Source organism: Geodermatophilus sp. URMC 60 (assembly GCF_053502585.1).
In genome coordinates this window covers 3,174,705-3,194,207 of sequence record NZ_CP199958.1, presented here as the reverse complement: position 1 = coordinate 3,194,207, position 19,503 = coordinate 3,174,705, and the positions used below count along the sequence as shown (strand labels likewise).

At 76.0% G+C, this 19,503-nt stretch carries 18 protein-coding genes; 7 read left to right on the top strand and 11 right to left on the bottom strand.

The features are described 5' to 3' along the window. The first annotated feature begins 72 nt into the window (after positions 1-72). Entirely contained in the window at positions 73-2,337 is a 2,265-nt protein-coding gene (locus ACWIX3_RS15185) for an EAL domain-containing protein (RefSeq protein WP_448608187.1), read from the top strand. Positions 2,338-2,419: 82 nt separating this feature from the next. Here ACWIX3_RS15185 and ACWIX3_RS15180 read toward each other — a convergent pair whose 3' ends face one another. The 5 genes from ACWIX3_RS15180 to ACWIX3_RS15160 all read right to left on the bottom strand — a co-directional run bounded on the left by ACWIX3_RS15180 (position 2,420) and on the right by ACWIX3_RS15160 (position 5,595). Then, positions 2,420-3,208, bottom strand: a complete 789-nt coding sequence (locus ACWIX3_RS15180) for a TrmH family RNA methyltransferase (protein ID WP_448608186.1) — start codon at positions 3,206-3,208, stop codon at positions 2,420-2,422. A 174-nt stretch (positions 3,209-3,382) separates the two neighbouring features. Further along, positions 3,383-3,772, bottom strand: coding sequence for a 50S ribosomal protein L20 (rplT, locus tag ACWIX3_RS15175; RefSeq protein ID WP_448608185.1), 390 nt, complete (start codon positions 3,770-3,772; stop codon positions 3,383-3,385). A gap of 29 nt (positions 3,773-3,801) precedes the next feature. Further along, the gene (gene rpmI, locus ACWIX3_RS15170; RefSeq protein ID WP_012949078.1) at positions 3,802-3,996 is read right to left on the bottom strand and encodes a 50S ribosomal protein L35; all 195 of its coding nucleotides are present in this window, start codon (positions 3,994-3,996) and stop codon (positions 3,802-3,804) included. A gap of 146 nt (positions 3,997-4,142) precedes the next feature. After that, positions 4,143-4,673 (bottom strand): translation initiation factor IF-3, encoded by a 531-nt coding sequence (gene infC, locus ACWIX3_RS15165; protein WP_448608184.1) that lies wholly within the window; start codon positions 4,671-4,673, stop codon positions 4,143-4,145. Positions 4,674-5,121: 448 nt separating this feature from the next. Beyond that, on the bottom strand, positions 5,122-5,595 hold the full coding sequence (locus ACWIX3_RS15160) for a PH domain-containing protein (RefSeq protein WP_448608183.1): 474 nt from the start codon (positions 5,593-5,595) through the stop codon (positions 5,122-5,124). A gap of 134 nt (positions 5,596-5,729) precedes the next feature. Here ACWIX3_RS15160 and ACWIX3_RS15155 point away from each other — a divergent pair, with 134 nt between their 5' ends. Then, positions 5,730-6,860 carry a uroporphyrinogen-III synthase gene (locus tag ACWIX3_RS15155; RefSeq protein ID WP_448608182.1) on the top strand — a complete coding sequence of 377 codons (1,131 nt, stop codon included), beginning with the start codon at positions 5,730-5,732 and terminating at the stop codon, positions 6,858-6,860. A 101-nt stretch (positions 6,861-6,961) separates the two neighbouring features. On the opposite strand, the gene ACWIX3_RS15150 is transcribed toward ACWIX3_RS15155, so the two are convergent. Then, positions 6,962-8,347, bottom strand: coding sequence for a nitrate/nitrite transporter (locus ACWIX3_RS15150; RefSeq protein ID WP_448608181.1), 1,386 nt, complete (start codon positions 8,345-8,347; stop codon positions 6,962-6,964). 149 nt (positions 8,348-8,496) lie between these two features. Here ACWIX3_RS15150 and ACWIX3_RS15145 point away from each other — a divergent pair, with 149 nt between their 5' ends. Beyond that, positions 8,497-9,294, top strand: a complete 798-nt coding sequence (locus ACWIX3_RS15145; protein WP_448608180.1) for a hypothetical protein — start codon at positions 8,497-8,499, stop codon at positions 9,292-9,294. Between the two features lie 43 nt (positions 9,295-9,337). Here ACWIX3_RS15145 and ACWIX3_RS15140 read toward each other — a convergent pair whose 3' ends face one another. Further along, on the bottom strand, positions 9,338-10,003 hold the full coding sequence (locus tag ACWIX3_RS15140) for a cyclase family protein (RefSeq protein WP_448608179.1): 666 nt from the start codon (positions 10,001-10,003) through the stop codon (positions 9,338-9,340). Between the two features lie 93 nt (positions 10,004-10,096). On the opposite strand from ACWIX3_RS15140, the gene ACWIX3_RS15135 reads away from it, so the two are divergent. Together ACWIX3_RS15135 and ACWIX3_RS15130 are read left to right on the top strand one after the other, a co-directional pair. Further along, positions 10,097-10,606 carry a SigE family RNA polymerase sigma factor gene (locus ACWIX3_RS15135; RefSeq protein WP_448608178.1) on the top strand — a complete coding sequence of 170 codons (510 nt, stop codon included), beginning with the start codon at positions 10,097-10,099 and terminating at the stop codon, positions 10,604-10,606. Next, complete coding sequence (locus tag ACWIX3_RS15130) at positions 10,603-11,412, top strand: hypothetical protein (protein ID WP_448608177.1); 810 nt, start codon at positions 10,603-10,605, stop codon at positions 11,410-11,412. Before ACWIX3_RS15135 ends, ACWIX3_RS15130 begins: the two co-directional genes overlap by 4 nt. A 111-nt stretch (positions 11,413-11,523) precedes the next feature. On the opposite strand, the gene ACWIX3_RS15125 is transcribed toward ACWIX3_RS15130, so the two are convergent. Beyond that, on the bottom strand, positions 11,524-12,156 hold the full coding sequence (locus ACWIX3_RS15125) for a class I SAM-dependent methyltransferase (RefSeq protein WP_448608176.1): 633 nt from the start codon (positions 12,154-12,156) through the stop codon (positions 11,524-11,526). A 67-nt stretch (positions 12,157-12,223) separates the two neighbouring features. Between ACWIX3_RS15125 and ACWIX3_RS15120 the strand changes: the two genes are divergently transcribed. Together ACWIX3_RS15120 and ACWIX3_RS15115 are read left to right on the top strand one after the other, a co-directional pair. Further along, complete coding sequence (locus ACWIX3_RS15120; protein ID WP_448608175.1) at positions 12,224-12,814, top strand: helix-turn-helix domain-containing protein; 591 nt, start codon at positions 12,224-12,226, stop codon at positions 12,812-12,814. 41 nt (positions 12,815-12,855) lie between these two features. Next, on the top strand, positions 12,856-13,830 hold the full coding sequence (locus tag ACWIX3_RS15115; protein ID WP_448608174.1) for a methyltransferase: 975 nt from the start codon (positions 12,856-12,858) through the stop codon (positions 13,828-13,830). 53 nt (positions 13,831-13,883) lie between these two features. Here ACWIX3_RS15115 and ACWIX3_RS15110 read toward each other — a convergent pair whose 3' ends face one another. The 3 genes from ACWIX3_RS15110 to ACWIX3_RS15100 are packed head-to-tail and all read right to left on the bottom strand — an operon-like array spanning position 13,884 to position 19,416. After that, entirely contained in the window at positions 13,884-14,291 is a 408-nt protein-coding gene (locus tag ACWIX3_RS15110; protein ID WP_448608173.1) for a Rieske (2Fe-2S) protein, read from the bottom strand. After that, complete coding sequence (nirB, locus tag ACWIX3_RS15105) at positions 14,288-16,819, bottom strand: nitrite reductase large subunit NirB (RefSeq protein ID WP_448608172.1); 2,532 nt, start codon at positions 16,817-16,819, stop codon at positions 14,288-14,290. Before nirB ends, ACWIX3_RS15110 begins: the two co-directional genes overlap by 4 nt. After that, positions 16,819-19,416, bottom strand: coding sequence for a molybdopterin oxidoreductase family protein (locus tag ACWIX3_RS15100; RefSeq protein WP_448608171.1), 2,598 nt, complete (start codon positions 19,414-19,416; stop codon positions 16,819-16,821). Before ACWIX3_RS15100 ends, nirB begins: the two co-directional genes overlap by 1 nt. Between the last annotated feature and the right edge of the window lie 87 nt (positions 19,417-19,503).

Here is a 19,503-nt window from a genome sequence, read left to right as displayed (position 1 = left end):
CCGACCTCCCCCGATGGGGCGAGTCCGTCGGGGGTCCGCTCAACGCGGGCGCGGACGGTCCGATGGGAGGACGTGACCCTCACCCCCGCCGCTCCGGTGACGACCGTCGACGACGTCCTGCGGAACGGGACGGTGCGCAGCGTCTTCCAGCCCATCGTCGAGCTCGACACCGGCCGCGTGGTGGCCTACGAGGCGCTCGCCCGCGGCCCGCACGGCCCGCTCGAGCGGCCCGATCACCTCTTCGCCGCTGCCCGGGAGGCCGGCCGGCTCGCCGAGCTCGACGCCGCCTGCCGCAACGCGGCGCTCACCGGCGCGCTCGCGGCCGGCCTGCAGGCGCCGCTGACCCTCTTCGTCAACGTCGAGCCCGAGGTCCTCGACCGCGCGCCGATGGAGGACCTGCTGTCCATCGCCCAGGCCGCTCCCGGGGGGCTGCGCGTGGTCCTGGAGATCACCGAGCGGGCGCTGGCCACCCGGCCGGCCGAGCTGCTGCGCACGGTCCAGCGGGTCCGCGCGGTCGGCTGGGGCGTCGCGGTGGACGACGTCGGCGCCGAGCCGATGTCGCTGGCGTTCATGCCGCTGCTGCGACCGGACGTGGTCAAGCTGGACCTGCGGCTGGTGCAGGAGCGCCCCGGTCCGGCGATCGCCGAGATCATGAACGCGGTGAACGCGCACGCCGAGCGCACCGGCTCGGTGCTGCTCGCCGAGGGCATCGAGGACGAGGCCCACCTCGCCACGGCCCGCGCGCTGGGCGCGACCCTGGGCCAGGGCTGGTTCTTCGGCCGTCCCGGCCCCGGCCCGGTCGCGGGCGCGGTCCCCGGCTCGCTGGTGCTGCCCTCCCAGCGCCCGGACACCGTCACCGAGGACGCCGACGTCTCACCGTTCGCCTGCCTGCCGATCGACGTCCCGCTGCGCGAGGCCCCCAAGGCGCTGCTCATCGAGCTGTCCAAGCAGCTCGAGCGGGAGGCGCTGCGGCTGGGCGCCGCCTCGGTCGTGGCCGCGACCTTCCAGGAGGCCCGGCACTTCACCCCGGCGACGGCGCTGCGCTACCGCGACCTGGTCGAGCGCACCGGCTTCGTCTGCGCCCTCGGGGAGGACCTGCCGGTCGAGCCGATGCCCGGCCTGCGCGGCGCCGCGCTCGACCCCGCGGACCCGGTCCGGGGCGAGTGGGACGTCACCGTGCTCGGCCCGCACTTCGCCGCCGCGCTGCTCGCCCGCGACCTCGGGGACGACGGCCCCGACGCCGGGCGCCGGTTCGCCTACGCCCTCACCTACGACCGCGACACCGTCGTCCGTGCGACCGCGGCGCTGCTGGCCCGGGTGGCCCCGCGGCAGGAGCCGCTCCCGCCGGCCCCGCACCCCCCGTCCGCGGCGCCGGTGCTGCCCGCGACGTCCACCGGCGACCGGTTCGACGTCGGGGTGCTGGTCAGCGCGACCGGCGACACCCTCGTGCACGGCGCGCTGGCGGCCACCCCGAGCGGGGTGGCGATCGTCGACGTCCGGCTGCCCGACCAGCCGCTGGTCTACGTCAACCCGGCCTTCGAGCGGCTGGCCGGGTTGCCGAGGTCGGAGCTGCTGGGCCGCAACTGCCGGTTCCTGCAGGGCCCGGACACCGACCCGGCCGCGGTCGCCGCCGTCCGCCGGGCGATCGACGTCGGCGAGGAGTGCCGGGTGACGATGCTCAACCACCGCGGCCCCGCGCGGACGCCGTGGTGGAACGAGCTGCACCTGGCGCCGGTCACCGGGCCCGACGGCACGGTCACCCACTACATCGGCACCCAGGTCGACGTCACCGCCCGCGTGGAGGCCGAGCGGGCGCTCGTCCAGGAGCGCGACCGCACCCGGAGCTGCCTGGCCCGCATCGAGGAGCTGGCCTGCACCGACCCGCTCACCGGCCTGCCCAACCGGCGGCGCCTGGCCGAGCAGGTCGACACCGCGGTCTGGAACGCCCGGGCCCGCGACGAGGCGGTGGCGCTGCTGTTCGTCGACCTGGTCGGGTTCAAGGCGGTCAACGACCGGTTCGGCCACGCGGCCGGCGACGAGCTGCTGGTCGCGGTCGCCGACCGGCTGCGCGGCCGGCTCCGCCGCGACGACCTGCTGGCCCGCCTCGGCGGCGACGAGTTCCTCGTCGCGCTCGCCGGCCTCCCCCAGGCCACGGCGGCTGCCGAGGCGCGGCGGATCGCCGACGAGCTGGCCGCGGTGGTCGCCGGCCCGGTGCTGCTGGGCGACCGGGAGGTGGTCGTCCGGGCGAGCGTCGGCGTCAGCGTCTGGCCCGAGGACGGCGCCGACTTCCCCGCGCTCCTGCACGCGGCCGACATGCGGATGTACGCCTCGCGGTGAGAGGACCCCCTGCCCCCCGCCACTCGCCAGCTCGCGGCGGGACCCTGCAGGGGGCCGGCGGGACGGGGCCCGCTCCCGGGCGTCACCGTTGGGCGAGCTGGGTGGTGTAGAGGCAGATCGCGGCGGCGGCGGCCAGGTTGAGGCTCTCGGCCCGGCCCCGCATCGGGATGCGCACCCGGACGTCGGCCAGCGCGGCGAGGTCGGCCGGCACGCCCCGGGCCTCGTTGCCGAACAGCCACAGCACCGGCCCGGCGAGCTCGGGCCCCAGTTCGTCGAGGGCGGCCTCGCCCCCGCCGTCGGCGGCCAGCACGGTGACGCCGGCGGCCTGCAGCCGCGGCAGCAGCTCTGGCAGCGGCGCCCCGCGGACGACGTCGACGTGGAAGAGGCTGCCGGCGCTGGAGCGCACGGCCTTGCCGCCGTAGGGGTCGGCCGAGCCGGCGCCGAAGACCACGGCACCGGCGCCGCACGCGTCCGCGGTGCGCAGCACGGTGCCGGCGTTGCCCGGGTCGGCCAGTTCGGCGAGCGCCACGATGAGGGACGACGGCGCGTCCACCAGGACGTCGGCCGGCACGTCGCGCAGCGCGCAGACCGCGACGAGGCCCTGCGGGGTGACCGTCTCCGACAGCGACGCCGCGGCCTTCTCGGTGACCGGCCGCACCGGCACCGGCGCGCCGGCCAGCAGGTCCTGGTGCGCCGCGGCGGCGGCCCCGGTGGCGAACACCTCGCGGACCCCGGCCGGGTCGGCCAGCGCCTCGGCGACGGCCTGCCGGCCCTCGGCGAGGAAGAGTCCCGCGGCGTCGCGGCCGGCCCGCCGGGTCAGCTTGCGCGCGGCCACCACCCGCGCCGAGCGCTCGGTGAGGGGTTCGGTCACCGTCCGTCGTCCTCCCGTGTCCCGGTCGAGATCACGCGATCCCGACGTCCCTGCGGCGCCTGCCCGCCGGGATCGCGCGATCTCGACGGCGAGGGGCACCACACACGACGACGCCGCCGGCGCCGGCCCGGGATGGGCCGGACGCCGGCGGCGTCGGGGGTGCTGCTGACCGGCTCAGGCGGCAGCGGTGCTGCCACCGGCCGGGACGGCGGCGACGGCGGCGCGGGAGGTCTCCACCAGCGCGGCGAAGGCGGCCGGCTCGTTGACGGCCAGCTCGGCCAGCACGCGGCGGTCGAGCTCGATGCCGGCGAGCTTGAGGCCCTGCATGAACCGGTTGTAGGTCATGTCGTTCTGGCGGGCCGCGGCGTTGATGCGGGTGATCCACAGCTTGCGGAAGTCACCCTTGCGCACCTTGCGGTCACGGTACTGGTAGGTCGCCGAGTGGAGCAGCTGCTCCTTGGCCTTGCTGTAGAGCCGGGACCGCTGGCCCCGGTAGCCGCTGGCGGCCTCGAGGACCGTCCGACGCTTCTTCTGGGCGTTGACCGCCCGCTTCACGCGTGCCACGGAAGGGCTCCTTCTCGTCTAGGGGGCGCTCAGAGCCCGAGCAGCTTCTTGAGGCTCTTGGTGTCGGCCGGGGAGATGACCTGGTCCTGGTCGAGCCGGCGCTTGCGACGCGAGGACTTGTGCTCGAACTTGTGCTGGTTGTTGGCCTGCTCGCGCATGAGCTTCCCGCTGCCCGTCACGCGCACTCGCTTCGCGGTGCCCTTGTGCGTCTTCTGCTTCGGCATGTCCTCGGTCCTCGTTCGTGTGTGGCGGCGCCGCACGGCAGCACGGGGCTGCCGCACGGCACCGGCCGTCTGGTGGTGCGGTCCTCGGCCCTCCTGCAGGGCCCCGCCGCGAGCTTGCGGGTGCCGGGGGGCAGGAGGGTCCTTCTTCAGGCCTGCGGGGCCTGGCCCTCGGCGGCCCGGTCGGCCTTCGCCTGGCGGCGGGCGCCGTCCGTCGCGGCCTGGTTCCGGTGCGGTGCGATCACCATGACCATGTTCCGGCCGTCCTGCTTGGGGTTGGACTCCACGACGCCGAGCTCGGAGACGTCCTGGGCCAGCCGCTGCAGCAGCCGGTAGCCCATCTCCGGCCGGGACTGCTCGCGGCCGCGGAACATCACGGTGATCTTGACCTTGTCGCCGCTCCGCAGGAAGCGCTCGACGTGGCCCTTCTTGGTCTCGTAGTCGTGCGGGTCGATCTTCAGGCGCAGCCGCATCTCCTTGATGACGGTCAGCGCCTGGTTCCGCCGGGCCTCGCGGGCCTTCTGGGCGGACTCGTACTTGAACTTCCCGTAGTCCATGAGCTTGGCGACCGGCGGCCGGGCCATGGGCGCGACCTCGACGAGGTCCAGCTCGGAGTCCTGGGCCAGGCGCAGCGCCTCGCCGATCGGCACGATGCCGACCTGCTCGCCCTCGGGACCCACCAGGCGGACCTCGGGGACGCGGATACGGTCGTTGATACGGGGCTCGGTGATGGCCTCTCCTCTGCTGCTGCGTGGGAGGGCTCGCTCCGTCACCGGACGCCGACATGAGAGAGGCCCCACGAGCTACTGCTCGTGGGGCCCACTCGCCGGGGTGCACCGGGCCCGGGGGCTCGTGCACGCCGCGGGACCGGCCGGTGGCCGGGCTCCGCGATCCGGGACCTGGACGCCTCGACGGCGCCAGGTGGGAGCGGGCTCCTCTTTGGTCGAGCGGCCCGGGGCGGGGCCGCTCAGTGGTTCGCGCGCCTCGTGTAGCGGGGAGGCACGTCGATACTACAGCGTCATGGCGCGCCGGGTCATTCCCGGTCCCGGCCCCGTCGGAAGCCTCTGGAACGGCCACCTTCCAGGAGCCCGCGCCGAGCCTGCGAGGCGTGGGGGTGGTGGCCCTTCTTCAGTCGTCGTACAGCAGCGGCGGGGGCGGCGGCTGCTGCGCACGGTTGGCCACGAGCAGCGCCCGCAGCCCCTCGACGGCCTCGACCGCCCGGTCGCCGTCGGCACCCTGGATGGCCAGCACGGCGAACTCGTCGTCGTTGGTGAGCAGCAGCGTCGCCCAGCGGAAGCGGCGGTCGAAGCGGATGGCCTGCACCGCCGTCCACGGCAGCGTCCGTTCACCGAGCAGGTTGCGCACCCGGATGCCGGAGGCGTCGGCGTCCACCCGCGGCCGGCCCAGCGCCAGCAGCCCGGCACCGAGCACCAGGCCGAGCCCGACGATGGCGACCTGGTCGGCCACGGTGAAGCGCGCGACGCCGGTCGCGTTCTGCGGCAGGGTCACGCCGACGTAGGTCAGGACGGCGGCGACGACGGCGGCGGCCGCGGCGCACAGCAGCCGCCACCGGCGGGGGACGGCGGAGACGGCGGGGGGCACGGCCCCATGGTCCCAGGCCGGCTCCGCCCGACCGCACCGTGCGGTGGCCGACCCCCGCACGACACACCCCCGCAACGGGGACGACGCACCATGGTCGTGCGCCGATCCGCAGCGCCGCCGACGAGGGGGACCCCGTGACCGATGCCCTGCCCGAGGCCCCGCCCGGGGCCGAGGCGCCGCTGCCCCTGGCCGGCTACACCGTGGCGGTGACCGCGGCCCGGAGGCGCGAGGAGCTCGGTGCGCTGCTGGCCCGCCGCGGCGCGCGGGTCGTCTACGCGCCGGCCATCCGCATCGTCCCGCTGGCCGACGACGCCGAGCTGGTCGCCGCGACGCGGGAGGTGCTGGCGCAGCCGGTGGACCTGGTGGTGGCCACCACCGGCGTCGGCTTCCGCGGGTGGCTGGAGGCCGCCGACGCCTGGGACCTGCCCCTGGTCGAGCACCTGCGCGACACCCGGGTGCTCGCCCGCGGCCCCAAGGCGCGCGGGGCCATCCGCGGTGGCGGGCTGGTCGACGCCTGGTCGCCGGCGTCGGAGTCCTCGGCCGAGGTGCTCGAGCACCTGCTGTCCGGGGCCGAGGGGCCGCTGCAGGGACGCCGCATCGCCGTCCAGCTGCACGGCGACCCCCTGCCGGACTTCGTGGCGGCGCTGCGCGCGACCGGCGCCGAGGTGCTCACCGTGCCGGTGTACCGGTGGGTGCTGCCCGAGGACGTCGAGCCGGTGCGCCGGCTGGTCCGCGCGGTGGTGAGCGGCACGGTCGACGCGGTCACCTTCACGAGCGCCCCGGCCGCGGCGAGCCTGCTCACCGTCGCCGAGGAGCTGGGTCGGCGCGCCGAGCTGGTCGCTGCGCTCGGCTCCGGCGTCCTCCCCGTGGCGGTGGGTCCCGTGACCGCCGGACCGCTCGACGCCGCGGGCATCACGTCGGTGCAGCCCGAGCGCGCCCGGCTCGGCGCCCTGGCCCGCGAGGTGGTCGCCCGGCTGCCCGAGCGCGACCCGGTGCTGCACGTGGGCGGGGTCGGGCTGCAGGTGCGCGGCCACGCCGTGCTGCTCGACGGTCGCCTCGTGGAGCTGGCGCCGGGCCCGATGGCGGTGCTGCGGGCGCTGGCCGCGCGGCCGGGTGCCGTCGTCCCCAAGAGCGACCTGGTGGCCGGGCTGCCCGGCGGCGGGGACGGGCACGCCGTCGAGATGGCCGTCACCCGGCTGCGCGCCGCGCTCGGACCCGGCGTGGTGGAGACCGTGGTGAAGCGGGGCTACCGCCTGAGGGTCTGACCTCTCCTGGGGTCGATCACGGGGTTGTCGCCGGCGACCCGCGCCGACTCGCCCGGACGCCCGCGACAACCCCGTGATCACGAGTGCAACGGCGGCTGGGACTACACCCCCGACATCCGGGCCCGGGGCCGCAGGTAGACCACCCAGGTGACGGCGAGGCAGACCACGTAGAAGGCGATGAACACCAGGTAGGCCGAGTCGCCGGTGCCGGTGGTCAGGAACGACTGCCGGAAGGCGAGGTTGACCAGCACGCCGCCGGAGGCGCCCACCGCGCCGGCGATGCCGATGAGGGCGCCGGACATGCGCAGCGCGTGCCGGTCGGCGGCGGTGCTGTCCTGGCCGGCGGCGACCCGCTGCTGGGCCTGGGTGCGGAAGATCGCCGGGATCATCTTGTAGGTCGAGCCGTTGCCGATGCCGCTGAGCACGAACAGCGACACGAAGCCGACGACGAACAGCGCCAGCGACCCGACCTGGCTGGCGGTCCAGACGGTCGCCGCACCGACCGCCATCGCCGCGAAGTTCCAGAACGTGATGCGGGCGCCGCCGAAGCGGTCGGCCAGCGAGCCGCCGAGCGGGCGGATCAGCGAGCCCAGCAGCGGGCCGAGCCAGGTGAGTGACGCCGCGGCGAGGGGGGTGGCGAAGTCGCCGGTGAACTGGTTCTGCAGCACCTGGCCGAAGGCGAACCCGAACCCGATGAACGAGCCGAAGGTGCCGATGTAGAGGAACGACATGATCCAGGTGTGCGGCTCGCGGGTGGCCTCGCGCATGGCCCGCGGCTGGTTGCGCGCCGTCGTCAGGTTGTCCATGAGCAGCGCCGCACCGACGGCGGCGACGACGATCAGCGGGACGTAGACCAGCAGGACCAGGCGCGGGTGCTCCACCCCGGCGGTGGCCAGCACGAGCAGGCCGACCAGCTGGACGACGGGGACGCCGAGGTTGCCGCCGCCGGCGTTGAGGCCCAGCGCCCAGCCCTTGAGCCGGTTCGGGTAGAAGGCGTTGATGTTGGCCATGGAGCTGGCGAAGTTGCCGCCGCCGACGCCGGCCAGGCAGCTGACGACCAGCAGGGTCGTGTAGTCGACGCCGGGTTCCAGGACGACGGCCGTGGCGATCGCGGGCACCAGCAGCAGCGCGGCGCTGACGATCGTCCAGTTGCGCCCGCCGAACTTCGCGACGGCGAAGGTGTAGGGCAGCCGCACGAACGCGCCCAACGCCGTCGGCAGCGTGGTGAGCAGGAACTTCCCGGCCGGGTCGATGCCGTACACCGCCTCGGGCAGGAAGAGCACGAGCACCGACCACAGGCTCCAGATCGAGAAGCCGATGTGCTCGGAGAACACCGAGAAGAACAGGTTGCGTCGGGCGACGGGCCTGCCCGTGGCCTCCCAGAAGGCGGGGTCCTCCGGGCGCCAGTCGTCGATCCAGCGACCCGGGCGCGTCGCGACGGCGGCCGGCGCGGTCTGCTGGCTGGTGGTGGGTGTGGGGGCGGCCATGGGCCAGAACGCTGGCGGGCGGGCGTTCCCCTGCCGTTGCCGCCCGGCAGAGCTCGTGTTCCGTTGTGCTCACCAGCGCACCCCCGCTGTGGTGAGCCTGCCGTCCACCGGCGTGCGCACCGGCCCGGCCAGCGACGAGGATCGGCGACGTGACCGTGACCGAGGACCCTGCTGCTGCCGGCCGCGCCCTGTTCGAGGACGGCGCCGCGGTCGCGGGCTCGATGAGCCGCAACGCCGCCACCCTGGTCTGGCCCGACCCGGCCGGCCGGGCGGTCGTCCGGCTCGAGGACCGGCTGGCCCGCTGCCTGCGGGCCGCGGCCGACGAGGCGGCGGGCCTCGCCATCCCCCGGGAGCGGGCCCGCGCCGGCGCCGTCCTCGCCTTCGCCGTCGAGCACGGTGTGGCGCTCGCCCGGGGCGGTCGACCGGTCCGCGCCGACGGCTTCTTCACCCCGCGGTCCGGCGGCCGCTCGGCGGCCGACACGGTCGCCGAGGCCGTGGTCGCCGCCGCCCGCGGCTCGCACGAGGAGCGGCGGGTGCGGCACCTGGGCTACCTGCTCGCCGAGGTGGCCTCGTCCCCCGACGTCGACGCCGCGCTGGTGGAGCGGGCGCTGCGGCTGGCCTCCGGGCTGACCTGGCGGCAGCTGGTGCTGCTGGCCGGCGTCGGCCGCCGCGACCGCTCACCGCTGCCGATGACCCCGCTGGCCGACGACCCGCGCGGCTGGACGGCGTGGGGCGCCCGGGAGGACGTCGCCGACCTGCAGCGCGCCGGCCTGCTCGACCCGCCGCCGGCGCAGCCCCGGCCGGGCGGCGCGGCCCTCCCCCGGCTGCGCCCGGCCGACCTGCGGCCGACCCGCCGGGGCGTGCTGGTGCACCGGCTGCTGGCGCTGGGCTTCGTCCGGGACGACGACGTGGCCGCCGCGCTGGCCGAGCTCGCGGCCCCCGTCTGAGCCCCCGTCTGAGCCCCCGTCTGAGCCCCCGTCTGAGCCCCCGTCAGGCCGGCAGCTGGGCGTAGGCGCGCACCGGGAAGGTCCCGAACCCGGCGAAGCGCGGCGGGGCCGCGGTGAACCGGGCCCCGGTGTCCGGTACGCCGCCCAGCCCGGTGAGGTGCTCGACGATCGGGATCCCCGCGGCCAGCAGCAGGGTGTGCGCCGGCCGCTCGCCGCGCTCGACGATCTCGTCGATGTTCACCGCGTCGATGCCCACCAGGGCAGCGCCCTGGTCGACCAGCCACCGGGCTCCGTCCCCGCTGAGGAAGGGCGCGTCCACGGCATAGGCCGGCGTCCCGAAGGCGGTGTCCCCACCCGTGTGCAGCAGGACCGCGCACCCGGCGACGTCGTGCGCGGCGAGGTCGTCGACACCGACGGCTCGGCGGCCGGAGCCGGCGGTGCGGACGACCACGGCGGGCAGGTCGGCCAGCTCCTCCAGCGGCAGCCCGGCGAGGTCGGTGCCCTCGGCGTGACGGTGGTACGGGCTGTCGAGGTAAGTGCCGGTGTTGCCGACCATGCGCACCGCGTGGATGACGAACTCGGTGCCCGGCGCGTACACCTCCCGCGAGGCCTCGCGGGTCAGGTGCGGGGTCACCTCCGGCCCGGGCAGGCCGGGATAGGTCACCATCCCGGCGGAGATCACGTGACTCAGCTCCACGAACCTGGACATGCTGACCACCCTTGCGCACGAGGACCCGGGGTTGTGGGTCTGCGGCAGGCCTCACCGCGTGAAGGAGTCAGGAGGCCGGCAGAGGAGGCACGGGTGGGCGACGGGGACGGGGACGGGGGCTTCGCGGACTTCGTGTCGGCGGAGCAGGCCGCCCTGTTGCGCCTGGCCGTCCTGCTCGCCGGCGACCGCGGACACGCGGAGGACCTCGTGCAGACCGTCCTGCTCAAGACCTACCGGCGCTGGGACCGGATCAGCCGGTCCGGCCCGCCCTCGGCGTACGTGCGCCGGGTGCTGGTCACCACGCACGCGAGCTGGCGGCGCCGGCTGTCCACCACCGAGCAGGTGGTGGAGTCGGTGCCCGACCGGCCGGCGGCACCGCACCAGGACGGCGACGAGGAGCTGCGCGCCGCGCTGCGCGAGCTGCCGGTCCGGATGCGGACGGCGGTGGTGCTGCGGTACTTCGAGGACCTCTCCGAGCAGCAGACCGCCGACCTCATGGGGTGCTCGCCCAGCACGGTGAACACCCAGACGGCCCGCGGCCTGGCCCGCCTGCGCGCCGCGCTGACCGCGCTCCAGCCGGCCGGCGGGGAGGAGCTGCGGTGAGCGAGGAGCAGGCGCTGCGCGAGCGCCTGACCGCCCTGGCCGACGCCACCGCTCCACCGCCGCGCGCCGACCTGGCCGCGGTGGTCGAGCGCCGGCACCGGGCCCGACGCCGGCAGCAGCTGCGGCTGGGCGCGGTCGCGGTGGCGGTGGGAGCGGCGGTGGCGGCCGGCCAGGCACTGGTGCCGGACGGGCCCTCCGCCGAGCCGGCGACCGCGGTCGCCGAGGCGCCGGTCGTGCGGGACCTGCCCGCCTCGGGCGGCGGGTCGGCGCACGGGTCGCTCGCGGGGGACGCGGACTTCGTCGAGGCGGTGCGGCAGCTGCCCTGGAGCGACCGGAGGGTCGGCGCGGCCGGTCCTCCGCCGCCGGGGTCGCAGGTCGTCTTCGCCGGTGACGTGCCCGGCGGGCGGTGGGCGCTGGTGGCCCGCCCGCTGCCCGTGCCGCCGCCGCTGCTCGACGACGACGAGCTCGAGCGCGAGCTGGGCACGGGCTCCGTGGCGCTCGCCTGGTTCGCCGGCCCGCCGGGCGCGGAGCCCGACGAGCTGCGGCTGCGCGTCGCCCCGGTCGTCACCGACCGGCTGCTCCCCGCCGCGCTGTGGGACGTCGCCACCGGGACGCTGGGCGTCGTCGCGCCGCCCGAGGCCGTCACCGCCCGGGTGGTCGACCGGGACGGTTCGCCGCTGGCCGAGCTGCCCCTCCGCGACGGGCTGGCGGTGGGGGCCGCACCCGACGGGACGGCGACCGTCGAGGTGCTGGCCGCGGACGGCACGGTGCTGGCGTCGGTCGAGCCGGTCGGCACGCCCCGGTGAGCACCGGGCGGGCTCTCGTGGAGGCGGGCGCGGCCCGGCACTGCCCACGTCGACGGGGCCGAGGGCGTGGTCCCGCTGACGGCCGCGGTCCCGTTCCCCGGCGCCCTGACCTCAGGCCTTGCGGCGGGCCAGCAGCACGGTGTCGGCGACGGGCCGCTCGTGCCCGGACGGGCCGGCGGCCGTGCGCGGGCGGTCCTCGCAGACCACGACGTCCCAGGCCGCCGGGTCGAGCGTCGCGGCGACCTGCTGCGCGGAGGAGAACATCTCCAGCGGGCCGGTGTGCAGCTCGCTGGGCCGGTGCCCGACGACGAGCAGGCTGCCGCCGGGGGCGACGGCGGCGGCCAGCCGGGCGAGCGCCGGGTCGAGGTCGTGCGGCGGCAGGTGGAGGTACTGCGCCGAGACCAGGTCGAACGCGCCCGTCGGCGGCGTCCAGCGGGTGAGGTCGGCGTGCACCCACTCGACGTCGACGCCCAGCCGCCCGGCCTCCGCGGCGGCGCGGTCCAGCGCCACGGTGGAGAAGTCGGCGGCGGTGACCCGCCACCCGCGGCCGGCCAGCCACAGCGCGTCGCCGCCCTCCCCGCTTCCGGCGTCCAGCGCCCGGCCCGGCGGCAGGCCGGCGGTCTCGGCCACCAGCTGCGGGTTGGCGCGGCCGCTCCACAGCGCCGGCGCCGATCGGTACCGCTCCTCCCACGAGGCCTCGTCGAACCGGATCTCCCCGTGTCCCTGGTGTGCTGCGTGTCCCATGCGCGGCAGCCTCCCCAGGGTGGCGCCGACTTGACAAACGACGTTGCCGGACCGGCAAATTGGGCACATGGCCGGGGACGAGGCGACCGACGCCGTGCTCACCACCGTCGGCCCCCGGCTGCGCGCGCTGCGCGTCAGGGGCGGACGCACCCTGGCGCAGCTGTCGGAGGAGACCGGCATCTCGGTGAGCACGCTGTCGCGGCTGGAGTCCGGGCAGCGGCGGCCGACGCTCGAGCTGCTGCTGCCGTTGGCCCGCGCCCACCGGGTGCCGCTCGACGAGCTGGTCGGCGCCCCCGAGACCGGCGACCCCCGGATCCACCCCCGGCCGGTGGTCCACCACGGCGTCACGTCGTTGCCGCTGACCCGCCGTCCCGGTGGGGTGCAGGCGTTCAAGCAGGTCTACCCGCCGGGCTGGCCGGGTGGGGAGCCCGAGCAGCAGACCCACGAGGGCTACGACTGGCTCTACGTCCTCTCCGGCCGGCTGCGGCTGGTGCTCGGCGAGCACGACCTGCTGCTCGGCCCCGGGGAGGTGGCCGAGTTCGACACCCGGACCCCGCACTGGTTCGGCAACCCCGGCCCCGAGCCGGCCGAGGTGCTCACCCTCTTCGGACCGCAGGGCGAGCGGATGCACGTGCGCGCCCGCCCGGCCCGCCGCTGACGCCCGTTGCCCCCTCCAAGCGGCGGTGCCACGCTGCCGTGGTGCCCGGCTCCCCGGCCGAGCGGCTGGCCCGGCTGGCCGACGGCTACCTGGTCACCCAGCTGCTGCACGTCGCCGTCGCGCTGGGGGTCCCCGAGGCCCTGGCCGACGGGCCGCGCAGCTCGGACGAGCTGGCGCCGGAGCTCGGCGCCCGGCCCGGCCCGCTGCACCGGGTGCTGCGCGGGCTGGCGGCCGAGGAGGTGCTCGACGAGCTGCCCGACGGCCGCTTCGCCCTGAGCCCGGTCGGCGACCTGCTGCGGGCCGGGACGCCGGGCTCGCAGCGCGGGGCCGTGACCGCCCGCGGCGGGCTCTACTACCGGCCGGCCACCGGGCTGCTCGACGCCGTCCGCGACGGCGGAACCCCCTTCGAGCTCGTCGAGGGCAGGCCCTTCTTCGACGCCCTCTCCGCCGCACCCGAGCGGCTCGCGGCGTTCCAGGCGTCGATGGCCGACCGCTCGGCCCGGGAGGCCGGTGCGGTGGTGGCCGCGTACGACGTGACCGGTTTCGCCTCGGTGGTCGACGTGGGCGGCGGCCCGGGGACCCTGCTGCGGGCGGTCCGGGGGCGGGCGCCGTCAGCCGACGTCCTGCTCTTCGACCGGCCGGCGGTCGTGGCCGGCTCGGACCTGCCGTCGGCCGGCGGCGACTTCTTCGCCGAGGTGCCCGCCGGCGCCGACGCCTACCTGCTGTCGCGCGTCCTGCACGACTGGGACGACGACGCCGCGCGGCGGGTCCTGCGGGTGTGCCGCGCGGCGATGCGGCCGGACTCCGTGCTGCTCGTCGTCGAGGCCGTGCTGCCCGAGCGGGCCGTCGACGACCCGGCCGCGGTGCGGATGGACCTGCACGTGCTGGTGCTGCTGCCCGGCCGCGAGCGCACCGCCGCGGAGTACGCCGCCCTCTGCGAGGCGGCCGGGCTGCGGCTCACCCGCGACCTCCCGACCGACGCCGGGGTGCACGTGCTGGAGACGCGCCCGGCGTAGGCCGCTCTCCCGGGGCCTGCGCCGAGCGTGCGGGGCGTGGGAGGAGGGTGGTCCTACACCTCGACGACGATGTCGCCGTCGACCTCCCGCACGCGGTGGACGCGGATCGGCGCCGCCCCGGACGTCGAGGCGCCGTCGCTCCACCGGTAGGCGTAGAGGTGCAGCGGGCACACCAGCACGTCCACGTCGGTCTGCCCGTCGGCGAGCGGACCGCCGGCGTGCGGGCAGGCGGCCTGCGTGGCGTGCAGCGATCCGTCCCGCAGCCGGAAGACGGCGACCTGCACGCCCCCGGCCACGAACGCCCGCCCCTCCCCCGGCGGCACCTCGTCCACGCGGCCGACGACATGGCCCTCCCCGCGGACCGGCGCCGCCGGGCCCGGGACGGCGACGTCGGTGGCCGGCGTGCCGACCTCGGTGCCGGGGGTGGTCGGCCGGGCCGCCTCGAGGTGCGGCGCGCTCATCGGACCGGCACCTTCGGCAGCGCGACCAGCGGCAGCGCGGTGCGGAACTGGCCGGGGGTGGCCGGCTCCACGCCGTCCTGGCCCCAGGGGTCGGTGTAGGCGTCGATCGAGCGCTGCATGCCGGCGTCCAGGTCGGCCACGATCCCCTCGCCGTCATCGAGCAGGACCGACCGGATCCGCTCCAGCCCGACGCGGGGCACGAAGTCGTAGGTGCGCTCCAGCCAGTTGGCGTTCTCGCGGTAGTACTGCAGGAACCGGCCGGTCAGCCGCAGGACCTCCTCCGGGGAGTCGACGGTGGCCAGCAGGTCGCCCTTGCGGACGGTGGCCCCGGCGGCGCCGCCGACGTACACCTCCCACTTGCCGTTGCCGACGGCCACGACCCCGACGTCCTTGACGTAGGCCTCGGCGCAGTTGCGCGGGCAGCCGACGACGGCGAGCTTCATCTTCGCCGGGCTCTCGATGCCCTGGAACCGGGTCTCGAGGTCGATGCCCAGCTGGGTCGAGTCGCCGAGGCCGAAGCGGCAGAAGTCGCTGCCCACGCAGGTCTTCACGGTGCGGAAGCTCTTGCCGTAGGCGTACCCGGACGGCATGCCGAGGTCGTCCCACATCGCCGGCAGGTCCTCCTTGCGCACGCCCAGCAGGTCGATGCGCTGCCCACCGGTCACCTTGACCATGGGCACCTCGTACTTCTCGGCCACCTCGGCGATGCGGCGCAGCTGGGCCGGGGTCGTGACGCCGCCCTTCATCTGCGGGACGACGGAGAAGGTGCCGTCGCGCTGGATGTTGGCGTGCACGCGGTCGTTGATGAACTCGGCGTCCTTCTCCGGCAGGTGCTCGTGCCCCCACATCATCTTGAGCAGCGAGGTCAGACCCATCTTCGACCTGGCGTCGTCCTTGCCGTCCGGGGCGAGGGCGGCGAAGACGGCGGAGACGCTGCGCAGGTCCTGCTCCCGGATGGCGGCCATCAGCTCGGGCTTGGCCATCGGGACGCCGGGCACGTAGTACAAGGCGGCGGGGTCCTCCGCGAGGTCGCCGTCGGCAGCCCACTCGACGATCTGCTTGACCAGCGACTTGCAGGAGCCGCACCCCTTGCCGGCGCGGGTGCGGTCCATCACCTCGCCGACGCTGCCGCAGCCGCCGGACACCGCACCGCAGATGTCACCCTTCGACACCCCGTTGCAGTTGCACACCTGCGAGTCGGCGGGCATGTCGGCGACACCCACCTCCTCGGCGCCGTCGGAGAGGTCGACCAGCAGCCGGATCCGCTCCTCCGGCAGCGGGGCGCCGCGGTCGAAGGCCTGGGTCAGGTAGGCGACCTTGCGGGTGTCGCCGAGCAGGGTGGCGCCGATGAGCCGGTCGTCGCGGATGACCACCGACAGGTGCACGCCGCGCCTGGGCTCGGAGATGACGAGGAACTCGTCGTCCTCCCGCTGGGGGGTGTTGACGCCCATGGTGGCGACGTCGACGCCGGCGACCTTGAGCTTGGTCGCCGTCCGGCTGCCGTGGTACTCGGCGTCCGGGTCGGCGCCGGTCAGCACGTCGGCGAGCACGCGGGCGTGCTCCCACGCCGGGGCCACCAGGCCGTAGACCGAACCGCGGTGCTGCGCGCACTCGCCGATGGCGTAGACGTCGGGGTCGTCGGTGCGCAGCTGGTCGTCGACGACGATGCCGCGCTCGACCTCCAGGCCGGACCGGAGGGCGACGTCGGTGTGCGGCCGGACGCCCGCGGCGACGACGAGCAGGTCGCAGTCCAGCCGCCGGCCGTCCTTCAACACCACACCCTCGACGTGCTCGGCGCCGAGCACCTCGGTGGCCAGGACGTCGAGGTGGACGGTGATCCCCAGCGACTCCACGCTCCTCTTCAGGATCGCGCCGGCCTCGGCGTCGAGCTGGGCGTTCATCAGCCACGGCATGGCGTGCACGAGGTCGACCTGCAGACCGTGCCCCTGCAGCGCGCGGGCCGCCTCCAGCCCGAGCAGCCCGCCGCCCATGACGACGGCCCTCCGGCAGCGCTGCGTCGCGGCGAGCATGTCCCGGGTCTCGTCGATGGTGCGGAAGCCGAACACGCCGGGCAGCAGGTTGCCGTCCGCTCGCCGCACGCCGGTCATCGGCGGGATGAACGAGTAGCTGCCGGTGGCCAGCACCAGGTGGTCGTAGGGGGTGACCGAGCCGTCGGAGCCGAGCACGGTCTTGGCGGCGGTGTCGATGCGCTCGGCCCGGACGCCGGCCCGCAGGTGCACGCCGTTGTCGGCGTACCAGTCGTGGCTGTTGAGGACGATGTCGTCCTCGTGCGACTCCCCGGCCAGCACCGGCGAGAGCATGATCCGGTTGTAGTTGCCGTGCGGCTCGTCGCCGAGGACGGTGATGCGGAACTGGTCGCCGCCGCCGCGCTCGAGGACCTCCTCGACCAGCCGGGTGCCGGCCATGCCGTTGCCCACGACGACCAGCGCGGCGCGCTCGTCGAGCTCGTCGGCGTCGAGGTGGAGGGACGTCAGGCCGGCCGGCCGGCCTCCGAGGACGGCTGTCATCACACCTCCACCAGCCCGAGGTCGATGACCAGCTCACCGGTCACACCGATCGGCGCAGCGGCCTGCAGCTCGACGACCGTGCCGCCGGGCAGGTCCTCGACGACCCGCAGCGGGACGTGCACGTCGCCCTTCGCGCCGATCGGGAACCAGCGCATCGGCGCCCCGTCGCGGACCAGCAGCACGTACACCAGGTGGTCGGAGGAGTTGCCGCCGCGGAAGTACAGGGCCTGTGCGCTGGCGCCGGACGGCACGGTGTACCGCAGCGCGGGGTCGATCGGGCCCGGCTTGTCCAGGCCCTCCCCCGTGACCGGGTACACGCCTTGCAGGAAGCGGGGTGTGCTCTTCACGCGGGGGGTCCTCCTCGGGACGGGGCGGGACGGCGGGAGCGGGGTGCGCGCCGCGGGCTGCTCGTGGGGGCGGGGCTCGGGCTGGGTGGCGGCGTCGGGGGCGGGCAGTCGCTCGACCGGGCCGGCGACGCGGGAGACGGCGACCGCGCAGACCTTGAAGGCCGGCATCCCCGACGTCGGGTCGAGCGCGTCGGCGTCGGTGAGCGCGTTGGCACTGGAGCCCCCGCCCCAGTGGAAGGGGGCGAAGACGACGTCGGGCCGGATGTCGTCGGTCAGGTGCGCCGAGAAGCGCGCGCGGCCGCGGCGGGTGGCGAGCTCGACCACGTCGTCCGGGCCGATGCCCAGGTGCCGGGCGAGGTCGGGGTGCAGCTCGGCGCGCGGCAGCGGAGCCACCAGCTGCAGGCTGCGCGAGCGTCGGGTCTGGGTGCCCGACTGGTACTGCGCCAGGACCCGGCCGGTGGTGAGCACGTACGGGTACTCCGCGTCGGGCCGCTCGTGGGCCTCGACGTGCTCGACGCGGAGGAAGCGCGCCCGTCCGTCCGGGGTGGCGAAGCGGTCGAGGAACAGCCGCGGGGTGCCGGGGTGGTCCGGCAAGGGGCAGGGCCAGAAGACGCCTTGCTCGTCGTCGATGCGCCGGTAGGTGATGCCGGAGTAGTCGGCCGCCCCCCCGGCGCTGGCCCGGCCGAGCTCGGCGAAGACCGTCTCCGGGTCGGCGGAGAACAGGTGCCCGGCCCCCAGCCGTCCGGCCAGCTCGGCGAGCAGCTGCAGGTCGTCGCGGACGCCGTCCGGTGGGTCCAGTGCGCGCCGGCGCCGGATGACCCGCCCCTCGAGGTTGGTCATCGTGCCGTCCTCCTCGGCCCACATGGCGCTGGGCAGGACGACGTCGGCGAGCTCGGCGGTCTCGGAGAGGAAGAAGTCGCTGACGGCGAGGAAGTCCAGGTCGCGCAGCCGGCTCGTCACCCGACGGGCGTCGGGGGCGGAGACCGCGACGTTGGAGGCGAGCACCAGCAGGGTGCGCACGCCGCCGTCAGTGCCGAGCGCGTCGAGCAGCTCGAAGGCGGACGGTCCCGGCTGCGGCAGGTCACCGGGGTCCACGCCCCAGACGGCGGCGACGTGCGCGCGGGCGGCGGGGTCGGCGAGCCTGCGGTAACCGGGCAGCTGGTCGGCCTTCTGCCCGTGCTCGCGGCCGCCCTGCCCGTTGCCCTGGCCGGTCACGGTGGCCCAGCCGCTGCCCTCGCGGCCGGGCAGGCCGAGGGCCAGCGCGAGGTTGATCCACGCCTGCGCGGTGTCGGTGCCGCTGCGGTGCTGCTCGGCGCCGCGGGCGGTGAGCACCATGGCCCGCTCCGCCCGGGCGAGGGCGAAGACGGTGCGGCGCTGGTCGGCGACGGGGACGCCGGTCAGCCGCTCCACGCGGTCGGGCCAGTAGGCGGCCACTCCGGCGCGGACGTGGTCGAAGCCGGTGGTGCGCGCGGCCACGTAGCCCTCGTCGACCAGGCCCTCGGCGATCGCGATGTGCAGCAGACCGTTGGCCAGCGCCAGGTCGGTGCCGGGCAGCGGCTGCAGGTGCCATGCGGCGTTGCGGGCGGTCGCCGTCCGGCGGGGGTCGACCACGACGTGCTGGGCGCCGCGCTCGCGGCCGGCGTCGAACCACTGCATGGCCGGCGGCATGGTGTCGGCGGGGTTGGACCCGACCAGGACGACGACGTCGGCCGCGGCGACGTCGGCGAGGGGGAACGGCATGCCGCGGTCGAGACCGAAGGCGCGGTTGGCCGCCCCGGCCGCCGAGGACATGCACCACCGGCCGTTGTAGTCGATCCGTGAGGTGCGCAGCGCGACCCGGGCGAACTTGCCGAACTGGTAGGCCTGCTCGTTGGTCAGCCCGCCGCCGCCGAAGCAGCCGACGGCGTCGCGACCGTGCTCGGCCTGGGTCCGCTGGATCGCCGCGACGAGCCGGTCCAGCGCGTCGTCCCAGGTCGCCTCCACCAGCGGGCTGGCGCGGTCACCGGCGACGGCGCGGACCAGCGGGCGGGTCAGCCGCTCGGGGTGGTCGAGCAGCTCCGGCGCCGACCACCCCTTGGAGCACAGGCCGCCGCGGTTGGTCGGGAAGTCGGCCGGCTGCAGCGTCGCCGGGCGGTCGCCGGCGGTCATCGTGACCCCGCACTGCAGCGAGCAGTACGGGCAGTGGGTCCGTGTCGTCCGGGTACGCGGGCCGACCCCGGCGAGCACTCCGGGCAGGGCGGTCGCGGTCACGGGGACGAGCGTCGGGGGCGCCGGTTTCCCGGCCGCGGCAGCGGCGTCAAGCCTGCGTTCCGGGGACCTCACGCCGTCCGGACGGCG

Coding starts and splice junctions, on each gene's coding strand:
- nirB (WP_448608172.1), bottom strand. CDS start 16,819: ATGACAGCCGTCCTCGGAGGCCGGCCGGCCGGCCTGACGTCCCTCCAC.
- rpmI (WP_012949078.1), bottom strand. CDS start 3,996: ATGCCGAAGCAGAAGACGCACAAGGGCACCGCGAAGCGAGTGCGCGTG.
- ACWIX3_RS15150 (WP_448608181.1), bottom strand. CDS start 8,347: ATGGCCGCCCCCACACCCACCACCAGCCAGCAGACCGCGCCGGCCGCC.
- ACWIX3_RS15120 (WP_448608175.1), top strand. CDS start 12,224: ATGGCCGGGGACGAGGCGACCGACGCCGTGCTCACCACCGTCGGCCCC.
- ACWIX3_RS15110 (WP_448608173.1), bottom strand. CDS start 14,291: ATGAGCGCGCCGCACCTCGAGGCGGCCCGGCCGACCACCCCCGGCACC.
- ACWIX3_RS15140 (WP_448608179.1), bottom strand. CDS start 10,003: ATGTCCAGGTTCGTGGAGCTGAGTCACGTGATCTCCGCCGGGATGGTG.
- ACWIX3_RS15125 (WP_448608176.1), bottom strand. CDS start 12,156: ATGGGACACGCAGCACACCAGGGACACGGGGAGATCCGGTTCGACGAG.